Annotated in this window: 10 protein-coding genes and 1 pseudogene; 1 reads left to right on the forward strand and 10 read right to left on the reverse strand. The window is 58.9% G+C overall.

Translation table 11 applies throughout. The features are described from left to right. A pseudogene (locus ACFE0K_RS01085) lies at nt 1–1,117 on the reverse strand (alpha-2-macroglobulin family protein); the annotation flags it as partial. A gap of 131 nt (nt 1,118–1,248) precedes the next feature. Here ACFE0K_RS01085 and ACFE0K_RS01090 point away from each other — a divergent pair. After that, nucleotides 1,249–2,286, forward strand: coding sequence for a DUF3080 family protein (locus ACFE0K_RS01090; RefSeq protein WP_434534308.1), 1,038 nt, complete (start codon nt 1,249–1,251; stop codon nt 2,284–2,286). A 486-nt stretch (nt 2,287–2,772) separates the two neighbouring features. Here ACFE0K_RS01090 and pelG read toward each other — a convergent pair whose 3' ends face one another. The 9 genes from pelG to ACFE0K_RS01135 all read right to left on the reverse strand — a co-directional run. After that, nucleotides 2,773–4,143 (reverse strand): exopolysaccharide Pel transporter PelG, encoded by a 1,371-nt coding sequence (gene pelG / locus ACFE0K_RS01095; RefSeq protein WP_434534299.1) that lies wholly within the window; start codon nt 4,141–4,143, stop codon nt 2,773–2,775. Then, entirely contained in the window at nt 4,143–5,663 is a 1,521-nt protein-coding gene (gene pelF, locus ACFE0K_RS01100; RefSeq protein ID WP_434534300.1) for a GT4 family glycosyltransferase PelF, read from the reverse strand. Before pelF ends, pelG begins: the two co-directional genes overlap by 1 nt. After that, nucleotides 5,641–6,651 (reverse strand): hypothetical protein, encoded by a 1,011-nt coding sequence (locus tag ACFE0K_RS01105; RefSeq protein WP_434534301.1) that lies wholly within the window; start codon nt 6,649–6,651, stop codon nt 5,641–5,643. Before ACFE0K_RS01105 ends, pelF begins: the two co-directional genes overlap by 23 nt. Beyond that, complete coding sequence (locus ACFE0K_RS01110; protein ID WP_434534302.1) at nt 6,644–7,978, reverse strand: PelD GGDEF domain-containing protein; 1,335 nt, start codon at nt 7,976–7,978, stop codon at nt 6,644–6,646. The genes ACFE0K_RS01105 and ACFE0K_RS01110 overlap by 8 nt, the downstream gene beginning before the upstream one ends. Further along, nucleotides 7,978–8,490 (reverse strand): hypothetical protein, encoded by a 513-nt coding sequence (locus ACFE0K_RS01115; RefSeq protein WP_434534303.1) that lies wholly within the window; start codon nt 8,488–8,490, stop codon nt 7,978–7,980. The genes ACFE0K_RS01110 and ACFE0K_RS01115 overlap by 1 nt, the downstream gene beginning before the upstream one ends. Before the next feature lie 9 nt (nt 8,491–8,499). Continuing rightward, the gene (locus tag ACFE0K_RS01120) at nt 8,500–11,268 is read right to left on the reverse strand and encodes a tetratricopeptide repeat protein (protein WP_434534304.1); all 2,769 of its coding nucleotides are present in this window, start codon (nt 11,266–11,268) and stop codon (nt 8,500–8,502) included. Further along, nucleotides 11,265–12,140, reverse strand: a complete 876-nt coding sequence (locus tag ACFE0K_RS01125) for a hypothetical protein (RefSeq protein ID WP_434534305.1) — start codon at nt 12,138–12,140, stop codon at nt 11,265–11,267. Before ACFE0K_RS01125 ends, ACFE0K_RS01120 begins: the two co-directional genes overlap by 4 nt. Then, entirely contained in the window at nt 12,103–14,871 is a 2,769-nt protein-coding gene (locus ACFE0K_RS01130) for a bifunctional glycoside hydrolase 114/ polysaccharide deacetylase family protein (protein ID WP_434534306.1), read from the reverse strand. The genes ACFE0K_RS01125 and ACFE0K_RS01130 overlap by 38 nt, the downstream gene beginning before the upstream one ends. A 123-nt stretch (nt 14,872–14,994) precedes the next feature. After that, nucleotides 14,995–15,270 (reverse strand): HNH endonuclease (locus tag ACFE0K_RS01135; protein WP_434534307.1); only part of this gene is annotated, 276 nt, incomplete at its 5' end.

Raw genomic sequence — 15,270 nt, forward strand, 5'->3', positions numbered from 1 at the left:
AGGGCACGCTGAGCTGCTTGCCATCCGGCAGGATGGTGCCCTTGCCGACAAAGCGCACGCCGGGTTTGGTCATCATCAGGGTGACGGTTTTTTCCAGCTTTTCCGCCAGCCGGCCATGGCTGGCGGAGCGCAGGCCAGCATCGATCACCAGGGCCACATCCTCTTCCTTGTCATCCTGGGGATAGACCCGCAGGCGACTGCCGTCCACTTCCAGGCGTGGCGGCTTGCCGTTCAGGGTGACTAGACCGCTGAGATTCTGCGAACCTTGCAGGGCCTCGGAAAAATTCACCTCAACATGGGGCTTGGGGTAGTTCACTGCCCGCACATTGGTGACTTCAAAGGCCGCTACTGCCGGGACGTTGTAATGGCGCTCGCCCTGGTTCTCTACACCCAGGGGCGAGCCATCCCAGCTTAGGGTTACCTGGCTGGCCTGGTCACCCCGGCGGATGCCGGAAACGGTAAATCCATGGCGGAAACCGGCCTTGTCGTGTTCCCAGTTTACCGGCAGGCTTTGATTGTCCTGGCTGGCGCGAAGGCTTTTCTCCACCGCCTCGGCCTCGGCCAGATCCCGGGTTTCCAGGCTCCCGGTGAGCACCATTTGTTCACCGGTCTCGGCCGGCAACAGAGACTGCACCGTCAGACTCAGTTGCTGGCGCATTACCTGCAACGGGAATTCCGCGGTGGGGAGTGTTTCATCCACGCCTTCCAGACCCTGGGCATAAAGCATCAGAGTCAGCGGTTCGCCGGCAGGCAGCGGTTCCGAAGGGCGAATTTCCAGCCGGTCTTCAGCGGTAAAGCGTATTTCTGCCGGCATTTCCGGCACCAGCCGGGCGACACCGGAGGCCGGCTGACCAAGCTTGCCTGCAGCGACAACCGGGTGGTTAAAGCGCACCACCAGCGGCGCCCGGGCACTGATCACCCCGGAGGGGGCAGACGCCAGGTGAGCCTGCCAGCGGTCATCCAGCTGCGCCTGTTCGGGCTGCGTGGTTTGCGTGGCCGCTTTATCCTGTTTGGGTGGTACGTCACTGTCCCCCTTCTCTCCGGTATCACAGGCGCCCAGTGACAATGCCAGGCTCAGCATCAGTAACCGGAAAAACGGCAATCCCCTCGTTGGCATAATACGCTTCCAATGCAAATTGATGATCAGGCCAAACATAGCACAACCGTCCTGCAATGCGTGGTCAGATCCACCGCAGTGTCAACGGTTTGGCAAAACTCAAACACCGGGCCAAACGGAGTGCCGTCGTGATGCAGAAAAAAACCGGCTGGGCACTGGCGGCCCTGGCCATCGCTTCACTTCTTGTCGTCTGGTGGCTGGTCCCGCAGGACCCGGATGAGGCGCTTTGGGAGGACTACCTGAGCCGGATTGCCCGGCTGACCCGACAGGAGCTTCCCGCGCGGGACCCGCTGCCCTTGCTGGCCTACCCCGGTGCCCGGGAATTACGGCTGCCGCTACCGGAACACCGGGTGGACCTGCTCGACTATCTGGAGCTACGACACTGCCGCCTGATGGAACTGATCAGCCAGCGCAACAGTGCCCTGGGCAAGCTGCAGGCAGATTCCCTGCGGCTGAGCCATGAGCTGGCCTTTATCCGGCGGGCTCGCACCTGCCTGGAGGAACAGGCGCTGGATGACCCGGAGCTGGTCAACGTTATGTCGCAGGTGGTGGCCGAAAAGGAAGCCGCACTGCCGCCCCTGTACTGGAATGTGCTCACCGCCAGCGAGGAGATGCGGCGATTTTTCAGCCAGTCACCCTCCGCCAGTGTGGGCGCCGCCAGCGCCGCCCTGCAGAGCCTGCAGCAACTGAGCCACACCCTGGTCGAGCACAAGCAAAGCGGCGCCGTGACGCCGCTAAATCTGGAACCGCTGCTGGAAACCCTGGCCCGCAATCAGGCTGGCGGGTATCTCCTGCGGCGCATGGCGCTTTCATTGCGGGAACTGGAACGGGGCAACCGGCTGCTGGAGGGCATTGATTCACAGCGCCTCTGCCCCCGCAATCAGGCCAGTACCCGGGCTCGACGTCTGCGTAATGTGCTGGACAAGGTGTGGGCACCAAAAGTGCAAAAGGCGCTGGCAGAAAGCCGCCGCCAGCGCCAATCACTGGCTGACAGCCTCGAACAGATGAACGGTCTGCTGGATTCGCCCCCCGCCCCTTTTACCCGCTGGCGGCAACATTACTTCGGCCCGAGCGGGGTGGAAAGCCGCATGGAGCGTGCGCTGGAGCGCCATGTAACCCTGTGGCAGGAGCATCTTCGTGCCTGCGGGCTGATGCCGCGAAAACCATGACTTGAGGGCTTATATGCACTTTCGTGCAAAAATTGACCTGGCGGGCTAAACAGAAAGTCTACAAAGCGAATGTTTCGGCGAACAACTGTCCACATAATGCCAGGCGTCGATGAGGTCCCATCCATCGACTCCGGAGTTTCTACTCCGTGATAGCTCTCCCGAGCCAAACTATTCACGGCGCCTTTTGGCGCCGTTTTTTTTGCTTCTAGCTTCTAGCTTTGATCGTCCTGCGGACGATGCCGTGCTTCGCACGGTTCGCCATGCAAGCATAGGTTATTCGCTTCGCTCACCCTTCGGGCCGCACGGAACTACGTGCGTTACTCCGCTGCGCTCCGTTCCTACAGCGGCTTCGTAGAGAACACCGATTTCGTGGGAACTTCTTGGCCTTTCCCTATCCAACGAGCGTAGCTCGTAGCTCGTAGCTCGTAGCTCGTAGCTCGTAGCTCGTAGCTCGTAGCTCGTAGCTCGTAGCTCGTAGCTCGTAGCTCAATGCAGCATAAATGTGCTGTACTCCAACTCCCCCATCTTCCGGTTCACCAGCCACAATCCCAGCATCACACACACCGCCAGCGACAGCAGGAACCCGAAGCCGAAGAACTGCGGGCCCAAGTACAGGCTGATGCCGGTAAAGATCACGTTCAACACGAAGAACAGACCGGTGAGCAGCACCAGCATGCGACGTTGATCCAGGTAACAAAACACATTGATGATGGCCAGGAACACCACCTGTAAGGCTGTGGCCACCAACTGCACTTTCAGCAACGGCAGGTACAGGTCGGTGATCCCCAGAGCCGCGAAGATCTGGGCGCCAGCCACCATAATCACCAGGGCCGAGATGGCCTGGATCTTGAGGATCTGGAAGATCCCCTGGCGGATCACGAACACCATCTGGTTACGCATCTCCTCAATATAGGATAACGAGCCGCCTTCACGCACCGCATCATAGAAATTGCTGTAGTACTCCACAAAGTCGGTTTCCATACGCACCAGAAACACAGCCATGCCGGGAATCAGCGACAGGTAGGACAGGAACACCGGAATGTCATAGATCAGCGAGGCGCGCAACGGACCGATCACCTCGCTGCCGGTGCCGCTGTAAAACCAGAACATGGCCTTGTCCGCCCATACCCCGGCGTTGTAGAAAAAACCCACCAGCATCAGGCTGGGGTACAGGTAACGGGGGCCGAACATCTCGAAGGACACCATGCTGAGCGCCGGATAGCCACGCACGATCAATACCAGCATGCCGGCCAGCAAGGTCACCTGGCCGAGCAGAAACCCGAGCAACAGCCCTTCCAGATCAAGAAAACGCAGCAACAGGGCGCCCACCACGGTAATCCCGTAACCGAGGGCATACAGCACCAGTATCGCCTTGTACTGTTTCATACCCGACAGGAACACGGTGGCGATCCAGATATTGCACAGCACCACAAAGCTGGCCGCCATCAACACCCGAAACAGGATGCTCTGTTCCGGAAACAGGAACACCGCCGCCGCTAACGACAGCACCCCGGCAATTACCGTTACCAGCAGGGTGACACCGCCATAATTGGGCAGAATCAGATCTTCGCGCTTCTCGAAGGCGCGGTCAGCACAGAAACGTGTAAACGCTAGTTGCACGGTACCGGTGAGCACCAGGCTGATCGCGATCAGATACGTCACCGTGACCTGGAACTGAGACACGGCGATATCCGGTACCACCGCACCTAGGCTGAAAATACCGATGATCAGGATGCCGATAATCGATAGCACCCAGGGCCCGGAGCTGATCACGCCGGCATAGGCGTAGGCGCGGATCAGGCCCAGTAAGGTATCCTTGCGCAGCAGCTTTCGCAGTTCGAAGCCGATACCCGCCATCAGCTTTCCCCTTCCAGCAGGCCCTGATACAGCTCACGGTAGGAGCCAAACATCTGCTGCTGGGTATACAGGGTTTCCACCCGACGAATGCCGGCCTGCTGCGCTTCGTGCCAGGCCGGCGGATCACTGAGCAACTTGGCCACCGCCTTGCCGAGGGCTTCCGGATCGGCAATGCCCACCACGGAACCGGCCTGGCCAAACGCCCGATCGTCTTCATCCAGCCCTTCGATCAGTTGACGGCAGGAGCCCACATCCGTGGACACCGCCGGCACACCCGCGGCGAAACCCTCCAGCAACACCAGCGGCAGGGCTTCGCTGATGGAGCTGAGCACCACCACTCCCACTTTTGGCAGCAACTCGTCGATTTTCTGAAAGCCGAGAAATTCCACGTTCTTTTCCAGGCCCAGGCTACTCACCAGAGAACGACACTCTGCGGCGTATTCCTTGTCTTCATCCTCGGGACCAGCAATCCAGCCCTTGGCGTCCGGTATCTCGTTAACCAGAGTGCGCATGGCGCGCAGGAAGGTTTTTACATCCTTGATGGGCACTACCCGGCCGATCAGGCAGGCGGTCTGGGGTATCTCTTCACCCCGGGCGGCACGGACCTTTTCCATGCGTGGCAGGTCGATGCCGTTGGGAATATTGAGTGTGCGTTCGGTGGGGGCACCGTCTTCCACCTGCCGCTGCCGGTTGCGTTCGTACAGGGCCACGATGCGGTTCGATGACTGGTAACACTCGCGGCCCAGCTCGGTAAAGAAGTTAACCCATTTCTCGCGAAAGTACGCCATTTCCGCGTTGTTCTTTTCCACCAGCCCGCGGTTATCGCTGATCCATTCACTCTGGAACAAATCAATCTTGCGTTCCTTGGTGTAAATGCCATGCTCGGAAAGCAGCAGAGGCTTGCCCGTGCGCCGTTTCAGCATGGCACCCAGAAAGCCGGCATAACCGGTGGAAATAGTGTGATACATGCGCGCCGGAATCAGGTTGCTGGCAATGTCATTCAGTACCCACAACGGTGCATGCATGATGCGAACCGTCCAGAAATAATCCACAAAAGACGGGTCCCGGCTGTACTGTCGGTAGGCATCGGAAATGAAATCCCAACTTGCCCGGCTATGCAGAAACGCGTCTTCGGAATAACAGCATCCCTCACCCAGCCCATCGAGGGTCTCACCCAACAGCGTGGCCCTTTCCTTTGAATGTTTCCCGGAGCGCATCAGCTCATGGAAGCGCCGCAATCGATGAAAAGCGTCACGATCACCCTGCTGCGGTTTTTTCTGCGCGCCACGCTGGAAGTCATGCAAATAATGCACTTCCAGATGAACCACATTGTCCGGCAGGGTGTATTTCATCTCGCCATAGTCTTCCGGGCGGCTACCGATAAAACAGCAGGCAAAAGTATATTCGGGAAAACCACGAATGATCTGGTTTACCCAGCTAGACACCCCGCCGCTGACATAGGGAAAGGTCCCTTCCAGCAACAGACAGATGTCCGCCTTATCCGCTCTGGGCAGCGCCATAGCCCCTCCAGTACTCCACGGAGTTATTCAGGGCAGTAAACTGACTGCCCTCCGGAATCTGTTCCATCAGCAAACGCACCATGGGCAGTTGCCGGCGTTGCAGGGCGATTTCTGCCAGCCAGGGATTCACCTGGGCCGGCGACAACCCCAGCCGACGGGCAAACACCAGTGATTCCTGAGCTTCACCCAGCTTCTCCTGGGCCATCTTGATTCGCCCGCGCAGCAACCACAGCCCGGCATCCTCGGGGGATTCCATCAAGCCCATATCGGCATAGAAACTCGCCCGCTCCAGGGTCAGGGTCATGATGTCACCGCGTACCAGATCCTGATAACTCAGCTCCCAATACAATTCTGCGAGGCGCCGGGCAAGACGATAGCGACGCGACTCCTTGGCGCGCTCCAGCAACTGCAGCACTCGGTCGATATCGCGGGTTATATCCTTTTCCTTCTGGTCGAGAATGCCGTAGGCAAGCAGGCGTAAATCCTCATAGGAATCCCCCAGCGAATCGCGCAGCAAGCGACCGGTAATGCGTCCGGGCATGTCTTTGAGTACCAGCATTCCCTGAATACGCAACGCATTGGGCGCCGTCTCACTGGTGAGCAGGGTTTTCAAATCAATCTGCCGGAAGCCTGCCGTGTGCTGATTGTTCACCGGCGTAAAATAGGGCTTCGCTACCTGGGAAAAAGGCAGCGGCATGAACAGCGCTGGCAACATCACCCCCAGGGCAATGCCACCGACAATGGTCAACAGACCGATGGCCGGGATAAAAAAGGCAAAGGAAAAAATCAGTGCCAGAGAAAACACTTTCGGCTGCCGAAAACGGCTGGGAAGAAAGCTCCACGCCACGGCGGACAACAAGGCCGACGCCAGACCATGGGCGACCAGATAAAGCAGAAAATAGGACAACGAACTGTTCTTGCTGAGCAACAGCAGCAGGGAGCCCAGCTCGGCACTGATCGCATAGATAAGCAGCTTCCAGCTAGACACCGGCCACCCCCAGCAACTCACTGAGCTGATCGGCGCAATCGCGTTCATCCAGAAGCCGGTGGTAGTACTTCACCCCGGCCTGGCGGAGGCTGAAGAAGGCATAATCCTCCTGTAGCCATTTTTCCGTGCGCAGTACAAACCCTTCCAGACTGGAATCCCCGGTCATCGGCATCATGATCATCAGCACGTTGTCATGAACCCACCAGGCCAGATCCAGACTGCGCAGACCACGCGCCAGCGCTTCCAGAATCTGCGCAGCCTGTTCGCTGTCGTCGGCCACAAACAGGGCCAGGGCCGTGTCTACCCGCGCTTCACCGCGCAATCGGGAAAGTGCTGTCAGTTCACTGGCAAAGCGCGTAGGCAGGCCGGGCCAGGTATCCAGCAGGCTGTCCACCTCTTCCCCGTAGTGAGCCACATCCGCATAAAAATTCAGCAATACAGACAGCAACTGCAGGTTTTCATAATTCATGGACAGGAACGGCAACCGCTCCACCACCAGCACACCGATCATTTCCCCGGCACTGTTGGTCACCGGCGCCGCCACCAGATAGCGGCCCACATAAGCGTCATCCTGGGTATGCTGCTGCACATGGGCGAGCATGCCGGCGTCCAAAGCGTGGTTAAGCAAGGCATCGTCCGGGTCCAGGGGTTTATTTTCACCCAGCAGAGCTGCGGCCTGTCCACTCACCTTGCCCTCGACTACCGGATACAGCGCCGCGCGCTGCAACTGGCAGTACTCTGCCAGCAGATTGATAAGATCATCCGCCGCCGGCAGTATTTTGCTATCGCTTTCATCCAGAGTCAGATCACGCAGCCGGAACAGGGCGTCGCGAACGGTGTAGGGCCTGACCAGCAGATTCTCTTCCAGGCGGTCATGGGAAAGGCGTAACAGCACATGACGCTGGGTCAGGTTCTGCAAACGTTCCAGGGCATAACTGGCGGCACTTTCCGCACGCTGCAGGCGCACCCGCCAGAGGTCCGCAAACTCACCGCAGACCAGGCTGAGAATGAAACCGCCAAGCATTGTCCCTTCAGGGAAATCCCAGTCCGCATAAAAACCCATTTTGCGGAGCACAAACCAGCTGGCCAGCAGGCACAACATGCCAAACACACCGGCCAGGCTGCCGTAACGCAACGATACCAGGATGGGCACGAACAGGCCCCAGCGGAAGTTGGCATCCAGCGCCAGGGGATCCTCGGAACGCAACCACAGCCCCATGGCCACTGCCACCAGGGTCAACAGCACTGCCTCAAGCACCACCCAGAATGGTCTTGCCGGCGGCGCCACCAGGGCGGGGATGACGGTGTTAGCCAGCCACTTTCGCATCAGCGAATGACCGGAGCCAGCAGCTTGTCGATGACTTTCTGCCCGGTCTGGCTGAGCGACGTTCTTGCCCAACCGGCACGAGCACCTGTGCCGCTATAGACGATATTACCGGAAGGTAGTTCGCGGATTTCCAGCATCACGCCCACCGCTGGTTCGCCATCCACGCCGGTCTTGTAGCGCCATTCATGCACCACGCCGCTGACCACATACTGGGCCGATTGCGACTGCACCCAACGATCCATTTTTTCCCGGTTAGCGGAAGAAGACGCCTCGAATAACAGGCCGTCATTACCGGTTTCCGGATAACTGTCCACCGCCGTCACACCCTGCCGGTAAAGCACGGATTCCACGATGGCCGCTGCCCGCAGTCCGGCCTGGGGGGTGGCGGTGCGGTTTACCAACGGCAACACCAGCCAGGTACCTTCCGCGTCCAGTGACACTCCCTGACTACTGCGTACATGGGTGCAACTGGCCAGCATCAGCGCCAGCAACAAAGCAACAACCTGTTTCATCTCATGCTCCTAGTAGTAAATCCTGTATTGCAGTTCGGCCCGGTAGCTATCTTCATCGTTACCACCGGTATTCAGTTGCCGCTCCAGGGACAGCTGCCAGGCGTCCCGACCGATCAGCGGCCCGGCCAGGCCCAAACGGCCGATAAACCCATCACCGGACAGGCTGTTATTCACGTAACCCACTTCTCCCCACCCCTGCAGGCGATGCGGGCGGATATGCACATCCGGCATGCCCAGCAGCAGGGACGCTCCGGATTCGCTGTAATCCTCGGGCAAGGGCGTAGCGTCTGCGCCGACTGGCAGCAAAGCGCGGACTTCCGCCATGCTGTCCCCGGCTTCGGCAAAATCAGCGCGGGTATGGCGCAGGCGAAGGCCTGGTGAAAAACGGGACAACCAGGGACGCCAGGTGGTTTGCACATTGATAATGCTGCCCTCCCCCAGGTTTTGACTATTCAGATCACGATACTGGTAATCCGCCCAATCTACACTGCTCTGCCAGGTAGATTGGGGCGACCAATTCAGCTGGAACTGGCTGCCAGTACGCGAGCCACCCAACAGTAGCAAGGAGGTTTCATCCGCTGGCATCCGCCACTGGTAACGCCAACTGGCCGACCAGTCTGAGTGCCAGTTGCCAGCCACTTCCAGATCCGCGGTGGTTTCGCTGTTATCCAGCAGTTGGCGCTGGCCCAGTGAAAAACGGTGACGATAGCGTTCACGCTGATAGTGCCACTCCAGGCTCAGCCACTGTTCTGCTTCGTCCACATCCAGCTGGGCGCGATCGTTACTGTCAAACTGCCGTTGCCGGTAGCGTGCAGACAAGGTGCTGTAGTCACTGAATGGCTGGCTCTGGGTAAATGTCCAGTCCGTCATTTGCAAGGCACCCAGACGGCGCTGTTCCAGCGCCAGGGCGCTGGAGCGAGCACTGGGCAACAACAGGGATTCCTGCTGATTGTTGGCGCCAGCCAGTTCCGGTGAGCCGGTCTGCATGGCCATTAGCGTCGTGCTGGCACGTCGTTCCTCGCCCAGTTCCACCTGGCTCCCCAATTGCTCAGATAGCGTCAATTGGCCGGCATAGCGCTGACGAATCTGCGCCACTGCATCACGGTCGTTGTTGAGCATGGCATAGGCCAGCGCCGAACCAGCATGCAGCGTACCGGCGGCCTGCTGCTTACGCAGATACCAGGCGCGGGCCAACTCCGGCTCGCTATGCCCCAGCGCCCACTGGGCCAACCATTCGGCACGGGCTTCGTCGTCACCCTGCTGCTGGCGAATCTGTTGTGCCAGTTGTAGGGAAGCGTCGCCGCCCTCAAACCGCTGGCTGAGCGCCAGGCGCATATCCCGGTACTGATTCTGCTTATCGTCACTGACTGGAAACGGCAAGCGCTGATGCAGATTGCGCAGCACTGGCCAGGCCTGACCATCACGGCCCGCGGCAATCAATGCTTGACCATACTGCCATTGCCGTTCCCAATCGTCGGGAGCCGTTTGCAGCAGACAACTCTCGTAACGGACCGCCTGCTCGGCATGACCCAATGCCATATGAGCGGCGGCCAGCACTTCCCAGTAGCGCCGATCCAGGCGGATACCGGCTTCCCAGGCGGCAAGGGTCTGTGCCAGCTGATTATCATCACCACTGGCGACCAGCAGCCACAACCAGGCGATGCGGGTCTCCCGATCCCCTGGAGCCAGTTCCAGCGCCCGCTGCAACCACTGCGCGGCCCTTTCCATTTCGCCCTTGCGCAACAGCAGATTGGCGTAAAAACGCAGAAAGGCCGGATCCTGGTGCAGTTGTTCGCGCTGAGCGTCACTAAACCGGCGCAGAAAGTCGTCGATGGCCTGCCAGCGACCGGCATCCTGCATCTGATAAAGGACGCCCATGGCAAAAGCCTGATCGCCATTGCGCTGCCAGGCCCGCTCCATCAGCGCCACCACTCTGGCGCGATCGTAATAGCGGGCCAGAGTAATGTACTGATACAGATCCGCCAGGGTCTCGTCATCCTGGTCCAGCAATGTCTGGTAATGATCCATGGCCAGTTGCCAATGCCCCAGCTCACTGGCCATAACCGCCAAACGACGAGTCACGTCAGGATCATAGGGCAGGCTTTCGGCATCACTGCGTAAATCGGAATAAGCCGTCTCACGCTGACCCTCAAGCCAATGGTAGCGAGAGACTTTTAATGCCATCTCGCGCTCCGGGCCATAGCGATTCATGTACTGCCGTGAGTAGCGAGCAGCTTGCTTTCTGTCACTCTGATTCCAGGCCAGACGCTGCATTTCCCACAGGACCGCCTGGCCCGGATAGCGTCGATGCCAATCGGCCATGAAATCCAGACCTTCATCCGGTGTGCCGAGCAACTCATATTGCCTGGCGATGGTGGCCAGCAGATCACGGTCCCGGGGAGACACTTCCAGCAATTCCTTGTAAACCCGTAACGTCAGTTGGTGATCGTAGGCCAACGGTGCCCGCTGCCGCACCTGCTGCCATGCCTGCGGGTCATCGGTGGTTTCCGCCACTTTCCACCACGCTTTCAGGGCAGTACTGCTATCCCCCTGCCAGTCGGCGATCTGCGCCAGCCTCTGCCACCAGCGAATATCGTCGGGGCGCCAATAGAGAGCGTTGTCCACCACCTGGCGAGCCCGCCCCAGATTGCCCGCCGCCACAAAGACCTCGTAACTGTGGTCGTAATAACTCTCCACGTAGGGCTCCGGCGCCTGGGCCAGAACAACACCAGACAGGAACGGCAAGGGCAATACCAGAGTCAACAGCAACCGCTTCATCGCTGCTCTCCCCGGCCATTGAGACGCAATAAACGCACCGCATAGCGCTGGGCCTGGGCCAGGTCGCCGCCGGCCTGGGCCAGGCGCATAAGGCGGTACAACACGGCCTTATCCTGGTAATAAACATGTTCGTAGCGGGACGCAAAGCGCAACGCCACGTCATGCAGGCTGCCGGCTTCCAGTGCCGCCAGCGCCTCAAGAAAATACTGTTTGCGCACGGTCGCATCAGCGGACGCTTCCATGGCTTCACTAAAAGCAAGCCCCGATGCCAGGTAGTTACCCTGCCCTAACAGAACCCGTCCGGCTTTTTCATACCAGTAGGCGGGCCGTTCGGCCTCAGTGGCAAGCAGCCGGTAATAGCGCACGGTTTGTTGCACCTCGCCCAGCACCAGAGCCATTTCCGCCAGTTCCCGGCGCTGGTCATTGCTTAACGTCGACCAGTCCTGGCTGCGCACACTTGCCTGGGTCTCGGCCTGCAATCGGGAAGCTTCACGCAGCTCCGGCTCCATGGCCATCAGCCGCTTGAAATCCCACTGCAATCTGAGCCAGCGCACCTGTGCCTGGTAACCCGCATCGGCAGCTTCCACCCGGTCGAGTTGTAAATCGGCTTCGTCAAATCGCCCCAGCACAATCAGCTCTCGGGCCATCAACAAACGCAGGTCATGGTCATCTGGCTTGGCTTTCAGCCAGGCCTGCATATAACTCAGGGTCACCGCATCCAGGCGCGCATTGCGCAACGTGGTCGCCAGATCCCGGGGGAAGGCCAGCCAGCACACCACCAGGATCAGCAACAGACAAGCGAGCAACTCGGTGGGGCCGAGAACCCGTAATCGCTCAGTGCGAACAGTGTAGCCGTAGCTCTTCGAGCTCATGCTTCGCACTCCTGTAGTGGTAGAGGGTTCCTTCCCGGCGCACTGGAGTCAGTGGTTCGTCGCGATAACTGAGGGAACAACCACCGGCATTGCCGATGGCAAATTCCAGGTTGGTGTGTCCGGCCAGAGAAAATTGCATGCCGCCGTCATTGCGAGCAAATGTGGTCAGGCGACCATTGGCCTGTTGCAAGTAAGGCAACGAGTCTGAACCGGACTGCCACCAGGCGGAAGCGCCGGACAAATGCAGGTAGCGGCCGGGACCGTCTTCCCGGTAACCGGCAACTCCACGGCTGTTGATCAGGGTTGGTACCGGCAGCGCCTCCGGCAGTCGCAAGGTGCGCAGTTCACCATTGCCTTGTACCCGCCAGCCGTCATTATCCCGGGCGATCACCATGGTGTTGAAATCCAGCACCTTGCGGGCATAGTCGGACGCAAACACCGGGTGCAGCGGTTGGGACTGCGCCCAGCGGTAGACCCTCAGCAAGGATTCCAGCGCTGCTGTCTTGCTGGCGATATAGGTGTGGTAATAGATATTCACCGGCTTGAAACGATGGGGGCTTTCCGTCAGTTCGAAAGTTTCGAGCACCCGCTCAAAACCATAGAAAGGGCCACTCCACTCATTGGTATAAATGTTTTCGTTCTGGTTGGGCGCATAAACCTGATATTCGTCACCCTTGGGAAGGCCGATTCCCTTGATCAGCGTCCAGGTGGGAGCACTGTGAGTAATGATGGTGTCACTGCCGTTCATGTTCAACAGGTTGCCCCGGCGGGCCGCAGCCAGGGCTTCGGGAGTGGGAATGGTATCTCCGCTCCACAGCACCATTTGGGTACGTTTTCCGTCAACCAGCAGGTTATCGTTGATGTACTCTGCCGAACCGACGACTTCACGCACCGGGTCCATCTGGTAGTCGGGGATAGGTAGGCGTAACTGCCCTTCCGGGCCATACAGTTCCCCGGGCATTTGCTGGGCGTCGTGCCAGTAGAACGGATGGGAATAGGTGTGAGTGGCTGCCTCCACATGGGGTAGCGCAAACATTTCCCGGGCGATCTGCTCCAGCTCGGCGGACATTGTCGGGTAGAGGCCGTGGGGCGCCACTTCCCCCTCAATCACCGAGATAGTGGTGGGCACCTCAAAACGCTTGAGTACTTCCTCCAGCAATACCCGGGCATCGGTTTGTCCCTGGTAACCCTTCACCTCGGCCAGGCTGGGAAAACCATCGCCGTCCATATGGGCGAAGAGCAAACGACGGCCATTTTCCGTCGTCACATCCGGAATCGGCATGGCCGGCAGTTGCAGCGCTTCACGAATAAAGGTGAGCGGGTTAAATACCCAGCGATCCAGCCCCTCGCCTTTCTCGCCGGGCAATATCGAACGAATCATGAATGGCTGAAACGCATAGCCACCCCAAGGCGCCGTCGCCACCGGCGTATAGATCTGCTCCCCGGCGCTAAGCTCCAGCCAGGGTTGCGCAGACGGGTTATGCAATGGCGACGACAACTCAATCAGTTTGGGCAGTGCCAGCTCAAACCCCATGGCCTCATGCTGACGGGTAACCGTCGGCGGTGACGGGGGTGTAGGCCGGCCCTCGAAACCGAAAGCCTGCGCATTGGGGCCCTCCGGGTCCACCGCCGGGTAACCAAGCATGGCAATGGGAATGCCCGCGTCTTTTTGCTCCACCAGCCAGGCCTCAAAATCGGCATCGGCCAGATCTTCTTCTTCCAGCCAGACAACAATACCGGCGTAACGTCCCTGCAGGGTTCCGGCGGGCATGGTGGAATTGATGGCACGGATATCAGGAACCAGACCCTGGAACTGCAGGGGCATCAGCCCATAACGCACCGCATCTGAAAGCTCCCAGAATCGCTCACTACTGCCGCCATGGATCAACAACACTTGCCGGGGAAGCACCTCACGCATGCCCAGCCCGAGCATGTCCAGCTCCGGGTTGGTGACCCAGGGAATCACACCATGGTCAGCAATTTTCCCGGCAAGCTCCCGGGCTTGCTGACGCTCAGCGGGCGGCGCGTAGTCAATGGCAATGGTATCGACCTGATACTGGTCACGCATGGCGGCAAACTGATTCAGCAACCACTGGCGATCTTCCTCGGGAACCGGCGCATAGCGCTGCTTACCCGCCTCCCATCGCTGGTAGAGAGACTCGGCCGCAATGGCATCCACCGGCGCCTCCACCAGTGGCATCAGTTCAAAGCCGCGATTGAAAATAAAGCGGGCCCGGGGATAACGCTGGGCAATCTGGTTGATCAACGCCGCCAACCCTTGCCGCTGCTGCTCACGCTGCTCCGGCGTCTTGGCTACCAGTTGATAACTGTCCAGGGTATCGAAGAAAAATCCCTGGTAGCCCTGTTCCCAAAGCGGAGCAACAACCTTATCAACGAGGAAGTCGCGCAGATTCGGCGAAGACAGATCGAAAATATGGGAGCCCCAGTCCGGGTTTTCACCCAGCAGCCACTCCGGTTTCAGGTTTGCAAAAAACGGGCGCGATGCCAGAACTTCACCCAGGCTGACATAGGCGTAAAAGCGTTGCTCGCGAAACGCATCGGGTACGCCACGGGACTGATCCGGCTCAACAACAGGAAAATCATAAACAGAGAGGGTGTGCCAGGGAATGTCAGGTCCGTAATAAAACGCAGCAGCTTGTTCAGACTGAGGCTGTGCTCCGGCAGATGCCCCTAACAATACAAACAGAGTCGCCAAAAAATAACGAATCAATGAATTCCCCAATTCACACAAATAACTATCTTCTTATATACCCTTTCAAGGCAGCGTGAATAATGAGGGAAGCATCATGTAACCCAAATACAACAAAAAGAGCATTTATGGGAAATCACCCCCTCACAGAAGTCGACTGTTCTTGCCAAACTGGCTACGTAAAAACGCCATCTGATCACCGCGGATACGATGACTGTTTATGAGTGCCAGGTATTCGGCCATGTTCGGCACATAGGGCATCGCCAGTAGATCCATCTCGATATCTTCAAGGCTCCGGTTACCCTTGCGCTGGTTACAGCGCCGGCAGGCAGAGACCACATTGGACCAGCGATCCCGCCCCCCTTTCGAGGTCGGTACAATATGGTCACGGGTGAGGACGTGTTCCGGGAAAGGCTTGCC

The sequence above is a fragment of the Alcanivorax sp. genome (genome assembly GCF_051117345.1).
GTDB lineage: Bacteria > Pseudomonadota > Gammaproteobacteria > Pseudomonadales > Alcanivoracaceae > Alcanivorax.